Source organism: Martinezella sp. CNPSo 3890 (assembly GCF_057784455.1).
On sequence record NZ_JBXSOR010000003.1, the window covers coordinates 563427 to 584101 of the forward strand.

A 20675-nucleotide genomic window follows, 5' to 3' on the forward strand; every position below is an offset into this window, starting at 1 on the left:
GGAACCGCATGCGAAAACCGCTGCTTATGATTGCTACCAGCCTGTTTTCGCTCACGCTCTTCTCCTCCGTCCACGCCGAGACGATCCATTTCACCACTGAGGAATATCCGCCCTTCAACTATCGCGAGGGTAAGACCGTTGTCGGAGCGACCACCGACCAGGTGCAGAAGATGATGACCAATGTCGGCGTCGACTATACGATCGACATCATGCCTTGGGCGCGAGCCTACAATCAGGCGCTGATGGAACCCATGACCTGCGTATTCGTCGCAGCTCACAACGAAGAACGCGACAAGCTCTTCAAATGGGTGCAGCCGCTGCTGATCGACCGCAACGTTTTAATCAAGCATAGCGGCTCCGGTGTTACCGCCGGCAACATCGCCGAAGCCAGGAAATATCTCGTCGGCACCTGGCGAGAGGATTATACGGAAGCGCTCCTGCGCCGGAACGATTTCCCGCGCATCGACGTCGGCAGCGACTTCAAGGCCGCGCTCAAGAAGCTGATGAGCGACCGTATCGACCTGATGCCGATCTCGGAATTCTATTTCGACAAGTTGCAGAAAGAGGGCAACGCCGTGGAAAAGGTGACCCTTCTCTCGCAACAGCCCATGGGGATCGCCTGCCACAAGGATTTCCCGACCGATCTCCTGAACAGGATGCAAGTGGCTCTGAATGCGCTGATTGCCGACGGAACGCAAAAGCGGATTTTCCTTAAGTACGGCCTGCACCTCGGCGACTGACCGCATCCCGCCTTGACTTTGCCGTCAAATCGCTGTGGTGAAGGACATCGGCATTTTCGAAGGGGTGAAGCGCATGCTTCTCATCGCAGGCCTCGGCAATCCGGGCGCCAAATATCAGGGCAACCGCCACAATATCGGCTTCATGGCCGTGGATGCGATCCACCGCCGTCACAGCTTTTCGCCCTGGTCGAAGAAATTCAAGGCGGAGATCGCCGAAGGCGAACTCGGCGGCCAGAAGGTGCTGCTCATCAAGCCGCAGACCTTCATGAACCTCTCGGGCGAAGCCGTCGGCGAAGCCATGCGCTTCTACAAACTCCAGCCGTCCGATCTCGTCGTCATCTACGATGAACTCGATCTGCCAGGCGGCAAGGCGCGACTGAAGACCGGCGGCGGCCATGGCGGCCATAACGGTATCAAATCGATCGACGCCCATTGCGGCAAGGACTATCGCCGCCTCCGGCTCGGCATCGGTCATCCCGGCGCCAAGGAACTGGTGCACAATCACGTTCTCGGCGATTTCGCCAAAGCGGATCAAAGCTGGCTGGAGCCGCTGTTCGACGCGCTCGCCGACAATGCCGACATGCTGGCGCGCGGCGAGGATTCGCAGCTGATGAACAAGATCGCGCTTGCCCTCGGCGGCAAGGCGGAAGACGACGCGCCCAAGCCGGAAAAGAAGGCGCCAGCCAAGTCCCACATTCATCAGGCGCGCAATCATATCAAGCCGAACATCCCGGAAACCGGTCCTATGGCGGAAATGCTGAAGCGGATGTTCGGCAAGAAGGACGATTGAGATGTCGGAAATAGCGGTGGAAAGCGCGGCGGATATCGTCATCCGGTCGGTCGCGATGGCGGACCTCCCGACGCTGCTTGCACTTTACCGGCACCTGCATACGGAAGATCCGATACTGGACCTAAGCCTCGCGGAGAGCCGCCTTGCGGAAATCCTCGCGCATTCCGGCATGACGATCTTGGCCGCCTTTGACGGCGACAAGGCCGTCTCCTCGGTGACGCTGACCGTCATCCCGAATCTCACGCGGGGCGGCGCGCCCTATGCCCTGATCGAGAATGTGGTGACCCATGCCGACTACCGTCGGCGCGGTCTTGCCGGCACGCTCATCCATAAGGCGTTCGCAAGCGCCTGGGAGAGGAACTGCTACAAGGTCATGCTGCTGACCGGTTCGAAGAACCCAGCAACGCTGCGTTTCTACGCCAATTGCGGCTTCAAGCAGGACAAGACCGGCTTCCATATCCGCCGACCCGCAGCCACCTAACAGGCCGCAACCGTTCCTATTCCTCAGGCTCGGTCGTGAACATCAGCGGAAAACCGGCGCTCTTGGCAAGATCGACCGCCTCCTGCGCCTTCGTCTCGGCAATATCGCGCGCGCAGACCATGACCACGCAAGTGCCGAGCTTATGTGCCGTCATCATCACCCGATAGCCGGTCTCCTCGCTCATGCGGAAGACGGCCTTCAACACCATGATGACGAATTCCCGCGGCGTATAATCATCGTTCACGAGAATAATCTTGTAGAGCTTCGGCCGTTCGACCTTCGGCTTCGTTTTAGTCTTCGGTTTCAGGACGACATCATTGTCACTCATCGGCATCACCGTTGACGACAGGGAAAGAGGCTTTGGGCTAATAGGGAAATTATAGTGCAGCGCACTACACGGTTCAAGGACGACAGCGCCTCTCAGGTAATACAAAGGAGTATTCGCACGACTTCTGCCTCTCTTTCGGCAGAAAAAAGCCTCCTTGCCCGCACAAGACTTGACCCGCAACGGCCCTTCCCCCATAGGCACAGCAAAGATTTTCAAGATATGGACAAGGTGCCATGGGTTTCAAATGCGGTATCGTCGGGCTGCCGAATGTCGGCAAGTCCACTCTGTTCAATGCGCTGACCAAGACGGCGGCGGCACAGGCGGCCAACTATCCGTTCTGCACGATCGAGCCGAACACGGGTGAAGTGGCCGTTCCCGATCCGCGCATGCGCAAGCTTGCCGACATCGCCAAGTCGAAGGAACTAATCCCGACGCGCATCTCCTTTGTCGATATTGCCGGCCTCGTGCGCGGTGCATCGAAGGGTGAAGGTCTCGGTAACCAGTTCCTCGCCAACATCCGCGAAGTCGATGCCATCGTGCATGTGCTGCGCTGCTTCGAAGATAGCGACATCACCCATGTCGAAGGCCGCATCAATCCCGTCGCCGATGCCGAAACGATCGAGACCGAGCTGATGCTCGCCGATCTCGAGAGCCTTGAGCGCCGCACCGAGCAGACGCGCAAGCGCGCCACCGGCAAGGACAAGGAATCCATGGCCATGCTGCCGATCATGGAAGCCTCGCTGAAGCTGCTGCAGGAAGGCAAGCCGGTTCGCACGCTGCTCTCGAAGCTCGATGCCGAAGAGATCCGCATCCTCAAGAGCCTGAACCTGCTGACCTCGCATCCGGTGCTCTACGTCTGCAACGTCGCCGAAGGCGATGCCGCGACCGGCAATGAGCATACGGCGGCCGTGGCTGCCATGGCCAAGGAGCAGAATTCGGAGGTCGTCATCATCTCCGCAGCCATCGAGGCGGAAGTGGCGCAGTTGCCCGACGAAGAGGCGAAGGAATTCCTTTCCGCGCTCGGCCTCGACGAAGCTGGCCTCGATCGCCTGATCCGCGCAGGCTATAAGCTCCTGCACCTCATCACCTATTTCACGGTAGGCCCGAAGGAAACGCGCGCCTGGACCATCGAACAGGGCACGAAGGCTCCGCAGGCAGCCGGCGTCATCCATTCGGATTTCGAGCGCGGCTTCATTCGCGCCAACACGATCGCCTATGACGATTACATCGCCTACAACGGCGAAACCGGTGCCAAGGAAGCCGGCAAGGCACGCGACGAAGGCAAAGAATACGTCGTCCAAGACGGCGACGTCATCCACTTCCGCTTCAACACCTGATCGCCTTTTTTCTTGCCGGCGCCTAGGCAGTAGTGACGATTTAACTATCGCAGCCAAATGATTATGGCAGCGATGATGACGAAGCCTCTGAAATTGGCGAGCAACTTGTCGTATCGGGTGGCAACACGGCGGAACTGCTTGAGCTTTGCAAAGAAGCGTTCGATGAGGTTGCGCTCTTTATAGAGCCGCCAGTCGCAGCGGTGCGGGCGACGGCGCTCCGGCCGCGGCGGAATGACGGGGGTGGCACCAGCGTCCAGAATGGTGTCGTGGAAGTGTTCGGCATCATAGGCTCTGTCGGCGATGACGTGGCCGGGGTTGAGGCCATGGAGCAATTCCCTGCCATAAATCACATCGCCACGGTGTCCCGGTGCAAGGACGAAGCGCACCGGTAGCCCCAAAGCATCGACGACGGCGTGGATCTTGGTGCCTAGCCCGCCGCGTGAGCGGCCAAGGCCCTGGGCGTCCGCTCCCCCCTTTTTCGCCGGGCGCCAGCGGCTTGAGGCTGGGCACGGATGGAGGTGGAATCGATCGAGACCCAGTCAAGGTCCGCTTCTCGCGCTAACGCCTCGAACAAACTTTCGAGGACACCCATCTCGATCCAGCGGTAATAGCGCCGCTTGACGGTCTGGTAGTCACCATAGCGTTCGGGCAAATCACGCCAACGTCCACCAGAGCGGGCCATCCAGACCAGCGCCTCGACGAACCGTCTGTTGTTGGAGCGTGGACCCCGGCGCCCCTTGCGCCCGCCTGGCACAAACGGCTCGATCCGAGACCACTGTTCCGCACTGAGCCTATCGATATCCATGACCGACCTCCAAAAGTCAGCCTTGAATCTGATTTGCTCCTAATTGGGAATCCCAAACCCTTAATTCGTCACCACAGCCTAAGCAATTCCAGGAAAAGTGCGAAGCGGTTTTCTGTCCGGAATTGCGTTAAAATAAAAGGATAGAGCGTTTTCGCGATTCGAAGAAAAGCGGAAAAGCTCTATCTCAGCGCCGGCAATCTCGCCTGCAGACCGGCAGGCAGGCGTCGCACGACGATGCGCCGCAGATCGGCCCAGCCGATGCCGATAACGAGCACGAACAGACCGACAATCATCAGCACCAGGAATCCGACCTTGTCGAGCTCGGCATTATTGTGCCTGAGGATGGCTGCCGTCGCCAAGCCCAGCGACACGAGGCCGGCAGTCACAAAGGCGCGGCGATCGATGACGAGCCCGATCAGCATCATCACCAGCACCGCAACGAGGACGGTCACCGCCTGCAGATAGCCCCCGAAGAGGGCATCGGTGAGATTGGTGAAGACCATGCCGCTACTGGCGAGCTCGAGGCGCAAGGCCAAGAGGATCGTCGAATAAAGCAGAGCCGGCGCCGTTGCGAGATGCAGCCAGAAGGCAACGTCGGACCGGCGCGTAACTCTCTGCGGATCGCTGAGATCATAACGCATTGCCAATACAAAGCTGCCAAGCGCGGTCACCAGCAAGATCATCATCGCCTGGATGGGGTAATCCGCTGGCACATTCGAAGAGCCAGTTACCGTGCCGGCGACATAGAAAACCGCGGCGAGAAACAGGCCAAACAGCGAAAACAGGAATAAGGCCAGCGACAGCGGGACGCGGTAGCGCCAGTAAAACAAGGCCAGCGACAGCGGAAATGGCGCCACCAGCACGATTGCGCCGATCGTAAAATTATCGCTCAGCGCCGGTGTGGAACTCACATAGCTGACCACCATGTAAAAAATCCAGACAACGAGCGCGACGGTCAAGACCACGGCCGGAAGCGCCAGCCGCTGTCGGCGCACCAGGATCTCGGCCAGGACGACGATTGCCAGCAAGGGCGCATAACGGTTCGCCAGCCCCCATAGCCCGATGAGCAAAACGACGAGACCGATAGTGATGAGCACATCGTGAAAGCCCCGCACGAAACGCGGCGCTTCCGTATCCTCCAGAGGGTTGGGATCATCTGGAAAACGCGGTGCAGAGAGACCCTGTCCGGTCGGCAACGCACCGATGTTCTTGTCCGCCAGATAGGGCAGCAATCTCTCGGCCTGACTGGAAGAAATGATCCCCGCGCCCGCTGCCTCTTCCAATGCGACTTTGAGTTCGCTCATTCCAGCTCTCACATCATCTTGCCACGACCAAGCCTCAACATATCGCCGGCGTACAATCAAGAGCTGTCGGCGGCCAATAGACAGTCATCGTCGTCCCTTCTTTGTATTGACCGTGAAAATGCTTGCGCCAGCCCCGCGGGCCATGCGATTGCCGATAAACGAGACGTGGAGGACGACAGAAGATATGACGAAATTCGTCTACGAAGACTTCCTGCCGGGACAAGAATTTCCGCTCGGCCCAAAGCATGTAACGGCGGCGGAGATCATCGAGTTCGCTAGCGAATTCGACCCACAACCGATGCATCTGGACGAGGAAGCCGGCCGTGCCAGCATTCTCGGCGGCCTTGCCGCTTCCGGCTGGCATACATCGTCCATGTTCATGCGCATGATGTGCGACTCCTATCTCCTTGCCACCGATGCCGAAGGCGCGCCCGGCATCGATTTCATGGAGTGGAAAAAGCCCGTTCTGGCCGGAGATACACTCTCTGGCCGGTCCATCGTCGTGGAGATACGCGCCATGCGTTCTCGCCCCGGCATCGGCATCGTCAAATTTCGCCACGAGGTCGAAAATCAGCGCGGCGAACTGGTCTGCCTCGGAGAGAATGCGGTCATGATCCGCATGCGCAGCGTCGCGGAGGTTTCGGCATGAAGATGAGCGACCTCTACGCTGTCGGCGAACGCATCGACATCGGCAGCCATACCTTCACGCCTGAGGGCATCGTCCATTTTGCCTCGCGCTTCGACCCGCAAATCTTCCATATGGATGCGGAAGCGGCCAAGCATTCCTTGTTCGGCGGCCTCTGTGCCTCGGGATGGCATAGCTGCTCCATGTGGATGCGCAGCTTCGTCGATTACTGGAAATCCGAAACGGCAAGACTGACCGCCGAGGGCAAGACGCCGCCCGTTCTCGGCCCCTCGCCCGGCTTTACGAAGCTGCAATGGCTGCGGCCCGTCTTTGCCGGCGATACCATCAGTTATGGCGTTGCGATCCTTGGTAGCCGCGCTTTGGCCTCGCGCCCGGGCTGGACGCTCTACACACTCGCTTGTGACGGAATAAACCAGGACGGCTTGCCGGCCCTACGGTTCGAAAGCACGGTGCTTGCCTCTGAATAGCGAGCTGCGGGGCCGTTCATAACGGCCCTCGCCAATCTTCCGAACGCGGTCAGTGACCGGAAAATTCCACCAATGTGTGAACCGGCACGTCAAGCTCCTCGAGCTTCCTGCGGCCACCAAGGTCAGGCAGGTCGATGACGAAGCAGGCGGCAACCACTTCGGCGCCGATCTGGCGCAGAAGCTTCGTCGCGCCGACGGCGGTTCCGCCCGTCGCGATCAGGTCGTCGACGAGGATGACCCTCTCACCCGGATTGACCGCATCACGGTGCATCTCCATTTCGTCGACACCATATTCCAGGCTGTAGGCGATGCGGACGATGTCGTGCGGCAACTTGCCCTTCTTGCGGATCGGAACGAAGCCGGACGACAGCTGATGCGCCACCGCCCCTCCGAGAATGAAGCCGCGTGCTTCCATTCCGGCGACCTTGTCGATCTTCGTGCCGGCGTAAGGCTGCACCAGCGCATCGACGGCACGGCGGAATGCCCTGGCGTCGCCAAGCATCGTCGTGATATCGCGAAAGATGATGCCGGGCTTGGGGTAATCCGGAATGGAGCGGATGCTGGCGGCAAGCTCCGAAGCAATAGTGTTCATCAAATATAGTCTCTCAGGCTGTGATAGGGCCGGTTGCACCCTATCAATACCAGGGCGCTATACCAACAAAAAAGGCGGCCTCGCCGGGCCGCCTTTTCTCGATCATTGTCGCGATGCTCAGTGAGCGCCGGCCTTTGCATAGACGGAACGCTTGGTGAGATAGATCAAGATTGAGAAGATCAGCAGGAATACCATGACCATGAAGCCAAGGTGCTTGCGATCTTCCAGATGCGGTTCGGAGGTCCACATCAGAAACGCCGCCACGTCGCGCGCATACTGGTCCACAGTCTGCGGCGAGCCGTCGTCATAGGTCACTTGGCCGTCGGAAAGCGGCTTCGGCATCGCAAAGGTCGCAGCCGCATCGAAATACGGATTATAGTGCGAGTTCTGCGGCACCTTGAACCCGGCCGGCGGCTCTTCGTAGCCGGTCAGCAGCGAGTAGATATAGTCCGGCCCACCTTCCTGATACTGTGTGAAGATGTCGAAGATGAACTGCGGGAAGCCGCGCTCGATTTCGCGTGCCTTGGCAAGCAGCGACATATCGGGCGGCACGGCCCCGTTGTTGGAGGCCGCAGCAGCCTCGTCATTCGGGAACGGCGAGTTGAAATGGTCAGACGGAAGCGCCTTGCGGCTGAACATTTCACCCTGAGGGTTCGGGCCGTCCTGCACTTCGTAATTGGCAGCGAAGGCCTTCACCTGTGCTTCCGTATAGCCGAGGTCTTCCAGCGTGCGGTAAGCCACCAGCTTCATCGAATGGCAGGCGGAACAGACTTCCGTGTAGACCTTCAGGCCACGCTGCAGCTGCGCCTTGTCATAATAGCCGAACGGGCCGGAGAAGGTCCAATGCTGCTCGCGCGGCTCCTTCAGCGGATAGTGCGGCGTCTCTGCTTCCGCGGCAGGCTTCGTTTCCGCAGCGATCACGGCGGCGGTCGAGAGGCCGCCGATGAGCGTCAGGGATAGAAGGCCGACAACAAGTTTTTTCATCGTTTTCTTCCTCTATCGCCGGTTATGCTTGAACCGAAGCGGCAACTTTACCGCCCTGTTTCTCAAGAACCGCTTCCGTAATCGAATTTGGAATGCGCCTCGGTGTCTCGACAATGCCGAGCACAGGCATGATGACGAGGAAGAAGAGGAAGTAGAACAGCGTCGCAAACTGCGCAGCCGTGGTGTAGATGCCTTCCGCGGGCTGCGAGCCCAGCCAGCCGAGCAGGATGGCATCGGCGATGAACAGCCAGAAGAACAGCTTGTACCAGGGACGATAGACGGCCGAGCGGATCTTCGACGTATCGAGCCAGGGCAGGAAGAACAGGACGATGATCGCGCCGAACATCGTCAGAACGCCACCGAGCTTGGAGTCGATCGGGCCGATGTTGAAGGTGATCGAGCGCAGCATCGCGTAGAACGGCAGGAAGTACCATTCCGGAACGATATGAGCCGGCGTCTTCAGCGGGTTGGCCGGGATGTAGTTATCGGCATGACCGAGGAAGTTCGGCAGGTAGAAGACGAAATAGGCGAAGACCAGCAGGAAGATGGAGACACCAAGCGCATCCTTCAGCGTCGCATAGGGCGTGAAGGCGACAGTGTCGGTCTTCAGCTTCACTTCGACGCCGGTCGGGTTCGTCTGGCCGGTCACATGCAGCGCCCAGATATGCAGGATGACGACACCTGCAATCATGAACGGCAGCAGATAGTGCAGCGAGAAGAAGCGGTTGAGCGTCGGATCATCGACGGCGAAGCCGCCGAGCAGGAAGGTCTGGATCCAGTCGCCGACCCATGGGAAGGCCGAGAAGAAACCGGTGATAACGGTCGCACCCCAGAAAGACATCTGACCCCAGGGCAGAACGTAGCCCATGAAGGCGGTCGCCATCATCAGGAGGTAGATAATCACGCCGAGAATCCAGAGGATTTCGCGCGGCGCCTTATAAGAGCCGTAGTAAAGGCCGCGGGCAATGTGCAGGTAGACGGCCACGAAGAAGAAAGATGCGCCGTTGGCGTGCATGTAGCGCAACAGCCAGCCGTGATTGACGTCGCGGACGATCTTTTCGACCGAGTTGAACGCAATCGCCGTGTTGGCCGCGTAATGCATCGCCAGCACGACGCCGGTCAGGATCTGCAGGACCAGCATGACCGCCAGCATGGCGCCGAAAGTATAGGCATAGTTCAGGTTGCGGGGAACCGGATAGGCGATGAAACTGTCGTAGACCATACGCGGCAGCGGAAGCCGCGCGTCTACCCATTTTTCGAGCCCTGTCGATGGCTCGTAAGACGAATGACCACTCATGATTCAGCTCCCCCTCAACCGACCTTGATCTTCTTTTCCGACGTAAACGCATATTGCGGGATGAAGAGGTTCTGCGGCGCAGGCCCGTGACGGATGCGACCGGCGGTATCGTAGACCGAACCATGGCAGGGACAGAACCACCCGCCATATTCACCTGCCTGGCCGAGTGGAATGCAACCCAGATGGGTGCAGACGCCGATCATAACGAGCCAGTTTTCCTTGCCCTCTCCGGCCGAACGGGCAACGTCGGTTGCTTGTGCATCGGACGGAAGATTGGCGTTGCGGGCGATCGGATCCTTCAAGTCCGAAAGCTGCGTACCCTTGGCATCGTCGATTTCTTTCTGCGTGCGGTTACGGATGAAGACGGGTTTACCGCGCCACTTCACCGTCAACGACATGCCGGGCTCAAGGCTCGACACATCGACTTCGATGGATGCAAGAGCAAGTGTCGATGCGTCCGGACGCATCTGGTCGATAAACGGCCATGCGACGGCAACTGCACCCACCGCACCGGCCATACCTGTCGTCAAATAAAGGAAATCGCGACGAGTCGGCTCGCCGCTGGACTCAACTGTCGTACTATGCTCGCTCAAAGCTGCACATCCTCTTCCCGCAAACCACGGCAAAACCGCGGTACCCCTCTCACTAACGGCGAATCAATGCGACCATAATTCCGCCATAGATTCCTCCGTAACCCGCTGCGTTCTAAGCTTGATCGCAAATTATGTCCAGTCTTGGCAAGGGGTCAGGGCACAATGTCGCGGCAAAACTGCGCTATTGCGTCGCAAGGCTGGAGCCTGAACTCTTTCTGCGCCGATGCGAAAAGTTAAACCCATGAAAAATCTGGGGATTTCTGTAGTATCTTCTTATATTGCATGGCAAAATAGACAATGATTTCAATGCTGCATTGCGGAAGGCAGTGTAGCATCACGACTTTCGCCACTCCGTGAGACCTGCGCTTTACCACTTAAATCCAAATGGATTTCCCCCGGGATTTATGGAGGATTGCACTTGCTATCTTGCGCATACGATGCAGCAAAAACGAAGCACGAGAACTTCTCATGAGACACACGATTTATTGCGTCCTATGCGTTCTCGCCACACTGGCGGTCGGCATCCTAGCCGCGCGTTACGTCGCCGATTCGTGGCTGCTGGCCTTTTTCGAAAGTCTGCAGACCCATATAAGCCTGTTCGCGATCCTGCTCGCCTTGGTCGCATTCGCCTTTAAGCGTCACTGGTATGCGCTCTTCCTGACTGCCGCAGGGATCATCCTGCTGGTTCACTCCGTCCTCATGCTGCAGCAATACACCACGTCTTCGCTCGTCGCTTCGGCTGAGGCGAGCGGCGAGCATTTCAGGTTGCTCTCCTTCAACATCGAGGACAGCAATTTCGAAAACGGCCCTCGCATCGCCGATCTCATCATCGCCTCGAAAGCCGACGTCGTCGAAATCTTCGAGGCAGGACCGATCTTTTCCGAGATGGACCGCATCTTGAAAGTCTATCCCAACCGCATCGGCTGCGGCGTGATGACCACCGATTGCGATTCCCTGCTGCTGTCGAAGAGACCGTTCCAAACCCAACTCATGCGCAGCCTCGGCAGCCTCTGGGACAATCGCTTCATTCTCGCCACCATCGACATGGACGGCCAGCCCGTGAACTTCGCCTCCGTTCATCTGAGCAAGCCTTATTTCGATGCATTCCACCAGATCGAGCTCGGTCTCCTCGCTCCGGCCCTTAATGACGTGAAAGGGCCGTTGATTCTAGCAGGAGATTTCAACGCCTCGGTCATCACGCCCGATATGCGCGACTTCCTGGCGGCAACCGGCCTTCGCCATGCCTTTCCCGAGCCCGCCACATGGCCGATTGCTGCGGGCGCCTATGGGATCACCATCGATCACGTCTTCGCCCGTGCGCCGTTGCGGCTGATATCCGTAAAGCAGATCCGCGACGCCATGGGCTCGAATCATTTCGGCCTGATGACGGAGTTCAGCGTGCCTCGGCAGAAATGATCCGGCGGGTTTCGGGGTGGCTCAATCGGCATCCGCCGCAATGAAACCGCCGGACTGACGTGCCCAGAGTTCGGAATAGAGGCCACCGCGAGCGATCAGCTCGTCATGCGTCCCCTCTTCGATGACCTCGCCCTTGTCGATGACGATCAACCGGTCGAGCTTGGCGATGGTCGACAGCCGATGCGCGATCACAAGCACGGTCTTGCCCTTCATCAGACTATCCAGATTGGACTGCAGCACGGCCTCAGCTTCCGAATCCAGCGCGGACGTCGCCTCGTCGAGCACGAGAATGGGCGCGTCCTTCAGCATGACGCGCGCGATCGCAATGCGCTGGCGTTGGCCGCCTGAAAGCTTGACACCGCGCTCGCCGACATGGGCGGCATAAGCGGTGCGCCCCTTCTGATCTTCGAGAGCGGTGATGAAGCGATCCGCCTCCGCCCGCTGGGCCGCCTCCACCATCTGCTCGTCGGTAGCGTCAGGCCGACCGAAGAGGATATTATCGCGGATGGAGCGATTGAGGAGAGCGGTGTCCTGCGTCACCATGCCGATCGCGCTACGCAGCGACTCCTGCCTGACGGTGGCAATATCCTGTCCGTCGATCAGGATACGCCCGCCCTCAAGATCGTAGAAACGCAACAGCAGATTGACGAGCGTCGTCTTGCCCGCTCCCGAGCGGCCGACGATGCCAACCTTTTCCCCCGCGCGTACGTTGAGAGAAAAATTGTCGATGATGCCGCCGCCGCGCCCATAGTGAAACGTCACATCGTCGAAACGAATTTCCGGCCCGGTGACGACCAGATCCTTGGCATCAGGCCGATCGACCAGACCGATGGGCTCGGAGATCATCTCGGCTGAATTCTGAATGGTGCCGAGATTACGCATGATGGCATTGAACTGCGACATCATTCGGCCGAAGAGCATGTTCAGGCGCAGCACCATGCTGAGCGTGAAGGCGACGCCTCCGGTCGAGATTTCACCCGCCAGCCAGAGATGGACGGCGAGCGCGCCGATCGTGGTGATCATGACGCCTGACAGCAGCGCCAGCGATGAGCGCACGCCGGTCAACAATCGTGTGAACGGCATGACGGCGGCCTGGAAGCGGTCGAAACCATTGCGGATGTAGTGGTCGTTCTGCTCCTCCCGGCCAAAGAGCTTCAACGTCTGAATATTGGCGTAGGCATCGACCATGCGGCCGTTCAGCATCGAGGACGCTTCGGCCGCGTTGCGCGCATGCCGGCGGATGCGTGGCACGAAATATCGCGCAAGCAGGGAGAAGACGCCGATCCAGACCGCGATGACCAGCGCCAGCCGCCAGTCCAGCCCGCCGACCAGCGCGATGGTCGATGCGGCATAGATGATGATGAACCAAACGACCTGCAGCAGCGAGACGACAAGATCGCCCGTCGCCTGCCCCGCCGACCAGACCTTGGTGACGACACGGCCGGAGAAATCGTTCTGGAAGAATTCGACGGACTGCCTCGCAACATGGCGATAAGCCTGCCAGCGCACGAGATTGAGAAACCCTGGCACGACCACCTGTTCCTCGACCAATGCGCCGAGGCTGACGACAACGAAGCGCACCACGAGCACGACGAAAACCATGCCGAGCAGCGCCGCGCCATGGCCGGCAAGCAGCCCCGACCACCCCTCGCCCGGCTTCACCTTGTCAAGGATGTCGACGAGATGGCCGACGAACCAGAACAGCGCCGCTTCGAGCATGGCGACCGCCCCGCCGAGTGCCGCCATTGCTAGGAAAGGTCCCTTGGCCTGACCGACATAGTACCAGATGAAGGCACCAAGCGACCGCGGCGGCCGAAGATCGCCGCTGCGATAGTAAGGATCAATCCAGGTCTCGAACAGACGGAACACGGAACGGATGAACATGCCAGCGATATAGGGAATTTTGAGACACGCGCAAACTCACGGCGCGCCGCAGAAAAGGTTATATTTTCTTCATGTTCCGCCGCGCACTTGAGTTCCGTTCTTCATCGGTGATTTAATCAAACTTAATCAGAAAGATTGAATCCGATAAATCTATACAAAACCCATCATTCGCCTATTTTATAGGAAGGAATAGGACGCGATCGAAATGAACAACAAGACGGCCGACACGAAAGTTCTGACGACACATGTTCCGCTGTCGTTGGCGGAAAAAGTTGACCAGATAGCCGCTCGGCTGGAGCGCTCCCGGGGATGGATCGTGAAGCAAGCACTCAATGATTGGGTCGCTCTGCAGGAAGAGCGTCATAGGCTGACACTTGAAGCACTGGCCGATGTGGATGCCGGGAATGTTGTCGACCATCAGCTTATTTGGGATTGGGTGCGCGACTTGGGCACGTCGGAAGACGAGGCTCAATCCCGTTGATCGAAATCAAGTGGACTGCGAAAGCACAATCCGATTTGATCCGCGTCTACGACTTTCTGGCACCGGTCAACAGGCCTGCGGCAATCAGAGCCGCACAAACTCTTTCATCCGCTCCGCTGCAGCTCCTTCAGCATCCGCGCATCGGGGAAAGACTTGAAGAATTCGAGCCTCGCGACGTCAGGCGCATCCTGGTAGGCGCTTATGAAATGCGCTACGAAATTGCAGGCTCGACTGTTTTCATTCTGCGCATATGGCACGGACGAGAAGATCGCTGAAACAATGATGGGGTGCCGAAGCACCCCAATGTTCCCTTCATCACTCCGCCGCCGCCTCGGCCTCCTCGTGATCCGCCAAAAACCCACCCGATTGCCGGCTCCAGAGTTCGGCATAGATGCCGCCCTCCTCGACCAGTTCCTGATGTGTGCCCATCTCGATGATCCGACCCTTGTCGAGAACGACGAGGCGGTCCATCTCGGTCAGCGTCGACAGGCGATGGGCAATGGCAATCACCGTCTTGCCATGCATCAGCGCGAAGAGATTTTCCTGGATCGCTGCTTCCACTTCGGAATCGAGCGCCGAGGTTGCCTCGTCGAGCACCAGGATCGGCGCGTCCTTCAGGAAGACGCGGGCGATCGCAATACGCTGGCGCTGGCCGCCTGACAGTTTGACACCCCGCTCGCCGACCTGCGCGTCGAGCCCGGTGCGGCCATGCATATCCACCAGCCCCTCGATGAAGTCCCAGGCATTGGCGCGCCTGGCCGCCTGGATGATTTCCTCGTCGGTCGCGTCCGGACGGCCGTAGGCGATGTTGTCGCGGATGGATCGGTGCAGCAGCGACGTGTCCTGCGTCACCACACCGATCATCGAGCGAAGGCTGTCCTGCGTTACGCCCGCGATATCGTGGCCGTCGATGGTGATGCGGCCGCCCTCCAGATCGTAGAAGCGCAGCAGCAGGTTCATCAGTGTCGTCTTGCCGGCACCGGAGCGGCCGACAAGGCCGACCTTTTCGCCCGCACGGATATCGAGGGTCAGATCCTCCATGACACCCTTCGCCTTGCCGTAATGGAAGCGAATGTGGTCGAAGCGGATCGCACCCTGCTGGGCCACGATCGGCGATGCTGCCGGCTTGTCGACGATATCGTGCGGCTTCGTCATCATCTCCATGCCGTCATAGACGGTGCCGATGTTTTCGAAGAGCGCCGAGACTTCCCACATCACCCACTGCGACATGCCGTTGACGCGCATGGCAAGGCCGATGGCAATGGCGATGGAGCCGACGGAGATCGAGCCGCTGAGCCAGAACCAGATCGACAGAGACGAGACGATGAACAGCGCCGCGCAGTTGTTGAAATAGACCGAGGCGTGGAACAGCGTCACCTTGCGCATCTGCTTGTGCACGGTATCGAGGAATTCCTCCATGCCGGCCCTCGCATACTTCTCTTCGCGGCCGGCATGGGAGAACAGCTTCACCGTGGCGATGTTGGTGTAGCTGTCGACCACACGGCCCGTCATCATCGAACGCGCATCGGCCTGCTGCGCGGCGATCTTGCGCAGCACCGGCACGAAATAGGCGACGATGGCGACATAGACGCCAAGCCAGACCAGGATCGGAATCATCAGCCGCCAGTCAGCCGCCGCGATGACAAGGATCATCGACAGGAAGTACGTGAACACGTAGACGAAGACGTCGAGGATCTTCATGACCGTCTCGCGCACGGCAAGCGAGGTCTGCATCACCTTGGTGGCGACGCGGCCGGCGAACTCATTGGCGAAAAAGGTCATGCTGTGGCGCAGCAGGAAGCGGTGCATCTGCCAGCGCGCGATCATCGGATAGTTGCCGAGCAGTACCTGGTGCATGATGAAGCTGTCGAGGATCGCCGCAGCCGGCAAGCCGATCAGCACCATCGCGCCCATCCAGAACAGCTTGTGCCATTCCGTCTGCAGGAAGGTCGCCTTATCCGCATGTGTCAGCCAGTCGACGATATCGCCGAGGAACTGGAACAGCGCCACCTCACCGATCGCGATCGACATGGTGAGGATGCTCATGGCGATCAGCCATGGCAGAGCCGGCTTGGAATAATGCCAGCAGAAGGCGAAAAGGCCGCGCGGCGGCGTATCCGGCACCTCGCTCGGAAATGGATTTAGTCGGCGTTCGAACCAGCTAAACATTGAAATGCTCCAAAACTCGACCCTTCGACCACCCACTGCGCTGAAAGATCGCAGATTCATATGGTGGCCGGGTGATAAAACAACGAGGCCATGCCGGCCGCGCAATGACTTAAAGAAGGGGGGTACTTGCGAATACGCGCCTTGTAGCGCCAGTCAAATCCGTGGGTTCACGGCCTGGAGGCGCATTATCACAAACAAGATATCCATCTGTGCCTCCTTCTTTCGCAAGTTGTAGAGCGCCCGTCTTTTAGCGCGACTTTTTCTGTTTGAAAAGCGAAATATGCCTGAAAAATGGGCTGAATCCTTCAATTCTCTTTATGGGAGACATCACGGAAATGAAGGGCGCGCGAAAAATCTGAGACAAATCCAGGCGATTTCGCTAGTTGCAGCATATGACAAAACTGCGCATCGCCCTTTACCAACCCGACATTCCCGGCAACACCGGCACGATCCTGCGGCTCGCCGCCTGCCTCGGCCTCGGCGTCGATATTATCGAGCCGGCCGGCTTCGACATATCGGACCGCAATCTGAAGCGCGCCGGCATGGATTATCTCGCCGCCGTCACTCTGACCAGGCATGTTAATTGGGAACGCTTCGAGATATGGAGGCAGGAAAGCGGACGACGGCTGGTGCTCGCTTCGACGAAGGCGGCCCAGCGCTACACGGATTTTGCTTACCGCGACGACGATATCCTCCTCTTCGGCCGCGAAAGCGCCGGCGTGCCGGAGCATGTGCATGAAAAGGCCGATGGCCGCGTCCTGATCCCCATGGTGGAGGGCCAACGCTCCATCAATGTTGCGATGTCGGCCGCCATGATATCGGGGGAAGCCTTGCGGCAAACGCAATGGCCGCCGCTTACCGCACCGGGGCCGCACCGGGCCTGAATGTCGCACCCGAATAGGCGTTGGCACGCCGGATAAAGTGTGAGAAGCTTCGCTCTGGAATGCTCTAACTCAGGCAGCCTTGGCGAGGTGACCCATGTTCCAGACGGCATTCACACTTTCCCTGACGCAGTTCGCACGTACATTGAGCCTCCCCGAACGGCTCCAGCACTCCCCTTTGCGCAACCTTGCGCTTGAGGGCCTTCGCCAGCGGAACCTCGCTCTCGATGCGCTGTTCTACGACGTCAAGGTTATTACACCCGAGGAAGCTTTCTACATCAGTGACTCGCTCGCCGCCGAAGGCGCGATCCTGCTCGTGCCGCCGAGCGGCCTTGGGGCGCTCACCCTCTGCGAAACCATCGATGAATTTGTCTTGCGCGGCGGCGGCAATGCCCGGGCGCTCGCAGTCGCCGGCATCGGCGGTTCCGCGCTCGGTGCCGCCGCATTTGCCCGCAACGTGGCCGATGCGATCGACGCACCAGTCGCCGTTGTCGTCTCAGGCTACGGCATCGCCGACGCCATCACTGAAGCCTTTGGCGGATCGTTTTTCTTCGGTCATTTGAGGGGGCTGCGGCCGTTGCTTGAAAGCCTGGATGACCTTGCCGGCCGACCCAAGGTTGGAGCGCAGCGCAATGAAACGGCTGCCCGCACCAGCCTGGACACCAGAACGGTACAGGCGCTTCTCGCCGATCCCCGACTCTCCTTCCCTCTGCTGGCGGGACACTCCAAAGGCAATCTCGTCCTTTCTGCCGCCCTGCATAACCTCTCGAAGCAGGATGAAGGACGAGTTGCTGAGCTGGCGCGGCATACGAAGATCGTGACGATCGGCGCGCGCATCGCAATGCCTCCGGTATTCAACGATGTCATCGATGTCATGGGCGAGTGGGACTGGTTTGGAGAGATCAATTCCCGACGGTTCATCCACGCCGATCAGCGCGTCGCGCATGCATGGCATCACACGAACACCGATTTGGGCGGCCACCTGCCGGTGACCATCACGCTGATGGAGATTCTCGCGGCATCACCCATTGCCGAAGATCAGAAAGCTGAAGAACACCAAGCTGCAAAGCTCGGTGCCGCGGCCGAACCGGCGGCAATACAGGAGACAAAGTCTCCGCCGCCTTCGACCGGCGGTAATACGACTGCGATCGAGAAGGTCAAGAAAGCTTTCTCCGCGAGGCCTATGCCAAGCGCTCAGCCGCCCGCGTTCGGCCCGCCGGATGATCCGCCACCGACCATGCCGCATTGAGCTGACGACCAATCGCCAGCCCGCCTCGGAGAAACGGGAACACACTTCGAGAGCCATCACCCGTCGATGCGAGCGCCGTATCGTTCAGTTCAGTCCGCCGATGGCAAGCGCCGCATGGTGAATTCGATGCGATCGCCGTCGACCTGACGCCAGCTTTCGACCTCGGTCCAATAGGCGGCTTTCGGGAACTCGTTGAACCATTCACGCGCCTTTTCGCGCGCTTCGGGGCGACTGAGACAAAAGGTCTCGCGAACGAATTCGCTCTTTCCACCGGCGGGATGGTCCTGCCGGTAGCGGAATATTCTGTTTCTCAACCCGTCTAGGGGCGGCGGTCCAGGTATCCTCATGATAAAACCTCGCCTTTGAGAGAGGGAACATAATACCGCATTGTGAAATTTGCGAGTCGATTCTCCTGCGGCGTTGCTGCACTGGCTGCGCCGCAATCTTGCTGATATTCCAACTCACGATACATACGGTGCGAATCGCGGGCCGCCGGCTGCTCGCACCGTCGGAGAGCATGAATGGAACGACCCAATCTTCCCAAGGGATTACCCGAGGATATTGAAGAAAAGAAAGAGGCAGCGCGACACTGGTTCGAGGGTCTGCGCGACACGATCTGCGCTGAGTTCGAGCAGCTGGAGAACGAGCTGACCGGCCCCCTTTCCGACCAGGAACCAGGCCGCTTCGTCGCCAAGGACTGGCAGAGGGACAAGGGCCAGGGCGGCGGCGGCCGCATGTCGATGATGGAGGGGCGCGTCTTCGAGAAGGTCGGCGTCCACACCTCGACCGTCTATGGCGAATTCTCTCCCGATTTCCGCAGCCAGATTCCGGGCGCCGAGGAAGATCCCCGCTTCTGGGCCTCGGGGCTCTCGCTGATCGCCCACCCCGTCAATCCTAACGTGCCGGCCGTGCATATGAACACGCGCATGGTGGTGACGACGAGCCAGTGGTTCGGCGGCGGCGCCGACCTGACGCCGGTACTCGATCGCCGACGCACCCAGGAAGATCCCGACAGCGCTCTCTTCCACCGCGCCATGCAGATCGTCTGCGACCGCCACGCCGTCGCCGACTACCAACGCTACAAGAGCTGGTGCGACGAATATTTCTTCCTGAAGCACCGCAACGAGCCGCGTGGCATCGGCGGCATCTTCTTCGATTGGCTGCATTCTTCGGAAGACGCCGGCGGCTGGAATGCCGATTTCGCCTTCACCCGCGACGTCGGCCGCGCCTTCGCGATGGTTTACCCGCGCATTGTCCGCTCGAATTTCAACGAAACATGGACGGAAGAGGATCGCGACGAGCAATTAATTCGTCGCGGACGTTATGTGGAGTTCAATTTGCTGTACGATAGGGGTACAATATTCGGACTGAAGACAGGCGGCAACGTGGAGTCGATCCTATCGTCTCTGCCGCCGGTGGTGCGCTGGCCCTAAGACACGTCGCGCAAAAGCAGGCGGCGATTTGCGATAACGACGCAGGGAAAGCTTCGAACTTCAAGCGCAGCGAACGAATCCGAAAGATCGCGATGCGCTGAGACGTTCAACATGAAATGATCGGACGGTGTCCTGAAATCGGCGGGAGGAGTGCCTAAGTGATCTAATGCTCGTTTCAATCGGAGGAGGTTGTAATGGCAGCAGAGAAACAAGTCACGGAAGCTTCGAAAGAACGGAAACTTTCGCGCACAGTCGATAGTCCAGAGTTCATCATCCGACTGGCGGAGGATATGCGGATCCGCAGTGGATCCGATCTGCCCCTTTCCTGCTTCATAGAGCAGGTGAGGATGCAGCTGGCGGGCAAATCACCGAGCGATATCGCCCGCTTCGCGGCCGATCGTTCGGCCAAGCAAGTGCCTATCACTCGCTATCAATCGTCGGATTGCTTCAAATCCTGGGCGATGCCGGATTAATGTCCGGAAAGCCGCCGGCAAGCTGGAGACTTGCCGGACGGCAGAAACCTTTTCTCGTTCGTTGCGTTTAGGTCTTCAGGTCCTTTGTAGGGCGAGAATCCGCTGAAAGATGAGGAGGAAGATATGCGACTGTTCGAATGTGGTACGCTCGTGCCCGGTTGCGCCTGGCATACTCGCGCCAAGGATGACGCCGAGGTGGTTCGTCGCGCGGTCGAGCACATGCGCGAAGCGCATGGCGAAACCATCATCCGCGAAAACATGGTCGACAATATCAAGGCCCGAATTCGCGACGAGGCAAACGCAGCCTGATCGGCAGGCTGGCCAG

The 20675-nt window shown here is 59.1% G+C and carries 24 protein-coding genes; 14 read left to right on the forward strand and 10 right to left on the reverse strand.

Features of this window, described 5'->3' with window-relative positions; genetic code table 11:
* Nucleotides 1-8 precede the first annotated feature (8 nt).
* The 3 genes from AC13RC_RS12640 to AC13RC_RS12650 all read left to right on the forward strand — a co-directional run bounded on the left by AC13RC_RS12640 (nt 9) and on the right by AC13RC_RS12650 (nt 2011).
* Entirely contained in the window at nt 9-740 is a 732-nt protein-coding gene (locus tag AC13RC_RS12640) for a substrate-binding periplasmic protein (protein WP_488557308.1), read from the forward strand.
* 73 nt (nt 741-813) lie between these two features.
* On the forward strand, nt 814-1530 hold the full coding sequence (pth, locus tag AC13RC_RS12645; protein ID WP_488557309.1) for an aminoacyl-tRNA hydrolase: 717 nt from the start codon (nt 814-816) through the stop codon (nt 1528-1530).
* Between the two features lies 1 nt (nt 1531).
* On the forward strand, nt 1532-2011 hold the full coding sequence (locus AC13RC_RS12650) for a GNAT family N-acetyltransferase (protein ID WP_113388934.1): 480 nt from the start codon (nt 1532-1534) through the stop codon (nt 2009-2011).
* Nucleotides 2012-2027: 16 nt separating this feature from the next.
* On the opposite strand, the gene clpS is transcribed toward AC13RC_RS12650, so the two are convergent.
* Nucleotides 2028-2339 carry an ATP-dependent Clp protease adapter ClpS gene (gene clpS / locus AC13RC_RS12655; RefSeq protein ID WP_069612856.1) on the reverse strand — a complete coding sequence of 104 codons (312 nt, stop codon included), beginning with the start codon at nt 2337-2339 and terminating at the stop codon, nt 2028-2030.
* 233 nt (nt 2340-2572) lie between these two features.
* Between clpS and ychF the strand changes: the two genes are divergently transcribed.
* The gene (gene ychF, locus AC13RC_RS12660; protein ID WP_069612665.1) at nt 2573-3676 is read left to right on the forward strand and encodes a redox-regulated ATPase YchF; all 1104 of its coding nucleotides are present in this window, start codon (nt 2573-2575) and stop codon (nt 3674-3676) included.
* A gap of 44 nt (nt 3677-3720) precedes the next feature.
* Here ychF and AC13RC_RS12665 read toward each other — a convergent pair.
* Together AC13RC_RS12665 and AC13RC_RS12670 are read right to left on the reverse strand one after the other, a co-directional pair.
* Nucleotides 3721-4481, reverse strand: a protein-coding gene (locus AC13RC_RS12665) for an IS5 family transposase (protein WP_488557310.1) whose coding sequence is annotated in 2 segments (ribosomal slippage) — nt 3721-4154 and nt 4154-4481 — 762 coding nt in all. Because the reading frame shifts where the segments join, the coding sequence is not laid out codon by codon here.
* 179 nt (nt 4482-4660) lie between these two features.
* Nucleotides 4661-5785, reverse strand: a complete 1125-nt coding sequence (locus AC13RC_RS12670; RefSeq protein WP_488557311.1) for a hypothetical protein — start codon at nt 5783-5785, stop codon at nt 4661-4663.
* Between the two features lie 184 nt (nt 5786-5969).
* Between AC13RC_RS12670 and AC13RC_RS12675 the strand changes: the two genes are divergently transcribed.
* Entirely contained in the window at nt 5970-6434 is a 465-nt protein-coding gene (locus tag AC13RC_RS12675) for a MaoC family dehydratase (protein WP_488557312.1), read from the forward strand.
* The gene (locus AC13RC_RS12680; RefSeq protein ID WP_113388937.1) at nt 6431-6898 is read left to right on the forward strand and encodes a MaoC family dehydratase; all 468 of its coding nucleotides are present in this window, start codon (nt 6431-6433) and stop codon (nt 6896-6898) included. Before AC13RC_RS12675 ends, AC13RC_RS12680 begins: the two co-directional genes overlap by 4 nt.
* Nucleotides 6899-6947: 49 nt before the next feature.
* Here AC13RC_RS12680 and AC13RC_RS12685 read toward each other — a convergent pair whose 3' ends face one another.
* The 4 genes from AC13RC_RS12685 to petA all read right to left on the reverse strand — a co-directional run bounded on the left by AC13RC_RS12685 (nt 6948) and on the right by petA (nt 10364).
* Entirely contained in the window at nt 6948-7490 is a 543-nt protein-coding gene (locus AC13RC_RS12685) for an adenine phosphoribosyltransferase (protein WP_095435409.1), read from the reverse strand.
* 117 nt (nt 7491-7607) lie between these two features.
* Nucleotides 7608-8474 carry a cytochrome c1 gene (locus AC13RC_RS12690; protein ID WP_069612669.1) on the reverse strand — a complete coding sequence of 289 codons (867 nt, stop codon included), beginning with the start codon at nt 8472-8474 and terminating at the stop codon, nt 7608-7610.
* A gap of 22 nt (nt 8475-8496) precedes the next feature.
* The gene (locus AC13RC_RS12695) at nt 8497-9771 is read right to left on the reverse strand and encodes a cytochrome b (protein WP_112413580.1); all 1275 of its coding nucleotides are present in this window, start codon (nt 9769-9771) and stop codon (nt 8497-8499) included.
* Between the two features lie 14 nt (nt 9772-9785).
* Nucleotides 9786-10364, reverse strand: coding sequence for a ubiquinol-cytochrome c reductase iron-sulfur subunit (gene petA, locus AC13RC_RS12700; protein ID WP_069612671.1), 579 nt, complete (start codon nt 10362-10364; stop codon nt 9786-9788).
* Between the two features lie 468 nt (nt 10365-10832).
* Between petA and AC13RC_RS12705 the strand changes: the two genes are divergently transcribed.
* A complete protein-coding gene (locus AC13RC_RS12705) occupies nt 10833-11780 on the forward strand; it encodes an endonuclease/exonuclease/phosphatase family protein (RefSeq protein WP_488557313.1) in 948 nt (315 codons plus the stop codon).
* Nucleotides 11781-11801: 21 nt separating this feature from the next.
* On the opposite strand, the gene AC13RC_RS12710 is transcribed toward AC13RC_RS12705, so the two are convergent.
* Nucleotides 11802-13664, reverse strand: a complete 1863-nt coding sequence (locus AC13RC_RS12710; RefSeq protein ID WP_488557314.1) for an ABC transporter ATP-binding protein — start codon at nt 13662-13664, stop codon at nt 11802-11804.
* 205 nt (nt 13665-13869) lie between these two features.
* Here AC13RC_RS12710 and AC13RC_RS12715 point away from each other — a divergent pair, with 205 nt between their 5' ends.
* Together AC13RC_RS12715 and AC13RC_RS12720 are read left to right on the forward strand one after the other, a co-directional pair.
* Nucleotides 13870-14145 (forward strand): CopG family ribbon-helix-helix protein, encoded by a 276-nt coding sequence (locus AC13RC_RS12715; RefSeq protein WP_113332235.1) that lies wholly within the window; start codon nt 13870-13872, stop codon nt 14143-14145.
* Entirely contained in the window at nt 14145-14420 is a 276-nt protein-coding gene (locus AC13RC_RS12720) for a type II toxin-antitoxin system RelE/ParE family toxin (RefSeq protein ID WP_112721478.1), read from the forward strand. The genes AC13RC_RS12715 and AC13RC_RS12720 overlap by 1 nt, the downstream gene beginning before the upstream one ends.
* Nucleotides 14421-14460: 40 nt before the next feature.
* On the opposite strand, the gene AC13RC_RS12725 is transcribed toward AC13RC_RS12720, so the two are convergent.
* Nucleotides 14461-16314 (reverse strand): ABC transporter ATP-binding protein, encoded by a 1854-nt coding sequence (locus AC13RC_RS12725; RefSeq protein WP_488557315.1) that lies wholly within the window; start codon nt 16312-16314, stop codon nt 14461-14463.
* A gap of 392 nt (nt 16315-16706) precedes the next feature.
* On the opposite strand from AC13RC_RS12725, the gene AC13RC_RS12730 reads away from it, so the two are divergent.
* Entirely contained in the window at nt 16707-17198 is a 492-nt protein-coding gene (locus AC13RC_RS12730; RefSeq protein ID WP_488557337.1) for a tRNA (cytidine(34)-2'-O)-methyltransferase, read from the forward strand.
* Nucleotides 17199-17292: 94 nt separating this feature from the next.
* Nucleotides 17293-18444 (forward strand): hypothetical protein, encoded by a 1152-nt coding sequence (locus AC13RC_RS12735; protein ID WP_488557316.1) that lies wholly within the window; start codon nt 17293-17295, stop codon nt 18442-18444.
* Nucleotides 18445-18533: 89 nt separating this feature from the next.
* Here AC13RC_RS12735 and AC13RC_RS12740 read toward each other — a convergent pair whose 3' ends face one another.
* Nucleotides 18534-18791, reverse strand: coding sequence for a hypothetical protein (locus AC13RC_RS12740; protein WP_113332232.1), 258 nt, complete (start codon nt 18789-18791; stop codon nt 18534-18536).
* 174 nt (nt 18792-18965) lie between these two features.
* Between AC13RC_RS12740 and hemF the strand changes: the two genes are divergently transcribed.
* The 3 genes from hemF (at nt 18966) to AC13RC_RS12755 (ending at nt 20659) form a co-directional block, all read left to right on the forward strand.
* Complete coding sequence (gene hemF, locus AC13RC_RS12745; protein ID WP_113351843.1) at nt 18966-19877, forward strand: oxygen-dependent coproporphyrinogen oxidase; 912 nt, start codon at nt 18966-18968, stop codon at nt 19875-19877.
* 194 nt (nt 19878-20071) lie between these two features.
* A complete protein-coding gene (locus AC13RC_RS12750; RefSeq protein ID WP_113332230.1) occupies nt 20072-20350 on the forward strand; it encodes a hypothetical protein in 279 nt (92 codons plus the stop codon).
* Nucleotides 20351-20473: 123 nt separating this feature from the next.
* Nucleotides 20474-20659, forward strand: coding sequence for a DUF1059 domain-containing protein (locus AC13RC_RS12755; RefSeq protein WP_075851104.1), 186 nt, complete (start codon nt 20474-20476; stop codon nt 20657-20659).
* Nucleotides 20660-20675 lie beyond the last annotated feature (16 nt).

Bases quoted from the DNA above. Each gene is read 5' to 3' on its own strand.
- AC13RC_RS12640 (WP_488557308.1), top strand. From the start codon at position 9: ATGCGAAAACCGCTGCTTATGATTGCTACCAGCCTGTTTTCGCTCACG.
- pth (WP_488557309.1), top strand. From the start codon at position 814: ATGCTTCTCATCGCAGGCCTCGGCAATCCGGGCGCCAAATATCAGGGC.
- AC13RC_RS12650 (WP_113388934.1), top strand. From the start codon at position 1,532: ATGTCGGAAATAGCGGTGGAAAGCGCGGCGGATATCGTCATCCGGTCG.
- clpS (WP_069612856.1), bottom strand. From the start codon at position 2,339: ATGAGTGACAATGATGTCGTCCTGAAACCGAAGACTAAAACGAAGCCG.
- ychF (WP_069612665.1), top strand. From the start codon at position 2,573: ATGGGTTTCAAATGCGGTATCGTCGGGCTGCCGAATGTCGGCAAGTCC.
- AC13RC_RS12670 (WP_488557311.1), bottom strand. From the start codon at position 5,785: ATGAGCGAACTCAAAGTCGCATTGGAAGAGGCAGCGGGCGCGGGGATC.
- AC13RC_RS12675 (WP_488557312.1), top strand. From the start codon at position 5,970: ATGACGAAATTCGTCTACGAAGACTTCCTGCCGGGACAAGAATTTCCG.
- AC13RC_RS12680 (WP_113388937.1), top strand. From the start codon at position 6,431: ATGAAGATGAGCGACCTCTACGCTGTCGGCGAACGCATCGACATCGGC.
- AC13RC_RS12685 (WP_095435409.1), bottom strand. From the start codon at position 7,490: ATGAACACTATTGCTTCGGAGCTTGCCGCCAGCATCCGCTCCATTCCG.
- AC13RC_RS12690 (WP_069612669.1), bottom strand. From the start codon at position 8,474: ATGAAAAAACTTGTTGTCGGCCTTCTATCCCTGACGCTCATCGGCGGC.
- AC13RC_RS12695 (WP_112413580.1), bottom strand. From the start codon at position 9,771: ATGAGTGGTCATTCGTCTTACGAGCCATCGACAGGGCTCGAAAAATGG.
- AC13RC_RS12705 (WP_488557313.1), top strand. From the start codon at position 10,833: ATGAGACACACGATTTATTGCGTCCTATGCGTTCTCGCCACACTGGCG.
- AC13RC_RS12710 (WP_488557314.1), bottom strand. From the start codon at position 13,664: ATGTTCATCCGTTCCGTGTTCCGTCTGTTCGAGACCTGGATTGATCCT.
- AC13RC_RS12715 (WP_113332235.1), top strand. From the start codon at position 13,870: ATGAACAACAAGACGGCCGACACGAAAGTTCTGACGACACATGTTCCG.
- AC13RC_RS12725 (WP_488557315.1), bottom strand. From the start codon at position 16,314: ATGTTTAGCTGGTTCGAACGCCGACTAAATCCATTTCCGAGCGAGGTG.
- AC13RC_RS12730 (WP_488557337.1), top strand. From the start codon at position 16,707: ATGACAAAACTGCGCATCGCCCTTTACCAACCCGACATTCCCGGCAAC.
- AC13RC_RS12735 (WP_488557316.1), top strand. From the start codon at position 17,293: ATGTTCCAGACGGCATTCACACTTTCCCTGACGCAGTTCGCACGTACA.
- AC13RC_RS12740 (WP_113332232.1), bottom strand. From the start codon at position 18,791: ATGAGGATACCTGGACCGCCGCCCCTAGACGGGTTGAGAAACAGAATA.
- hemF (WP_113351843.1), top strand. From the start codon at position 18,966: ATGGAACGACCCAATCTTCCCAAGGGATTACCCGAGGATATTGAAGAA.
- AC13RC_RS12750 (WP_113332230.1), top strand. From the start codon at position 20,072: ATGGCAGCAGAGAAACAAGTCACGGAAGCTTCGAAAGAACGGAAACTT.
- AC13RC_RS12755 (WP_075851104.1), top strand. From the start codon at position 20,474: ATGCGACTGTTCGAATGTGGTACGCTCGTGCCCGGTTGCGCCTGGCAT.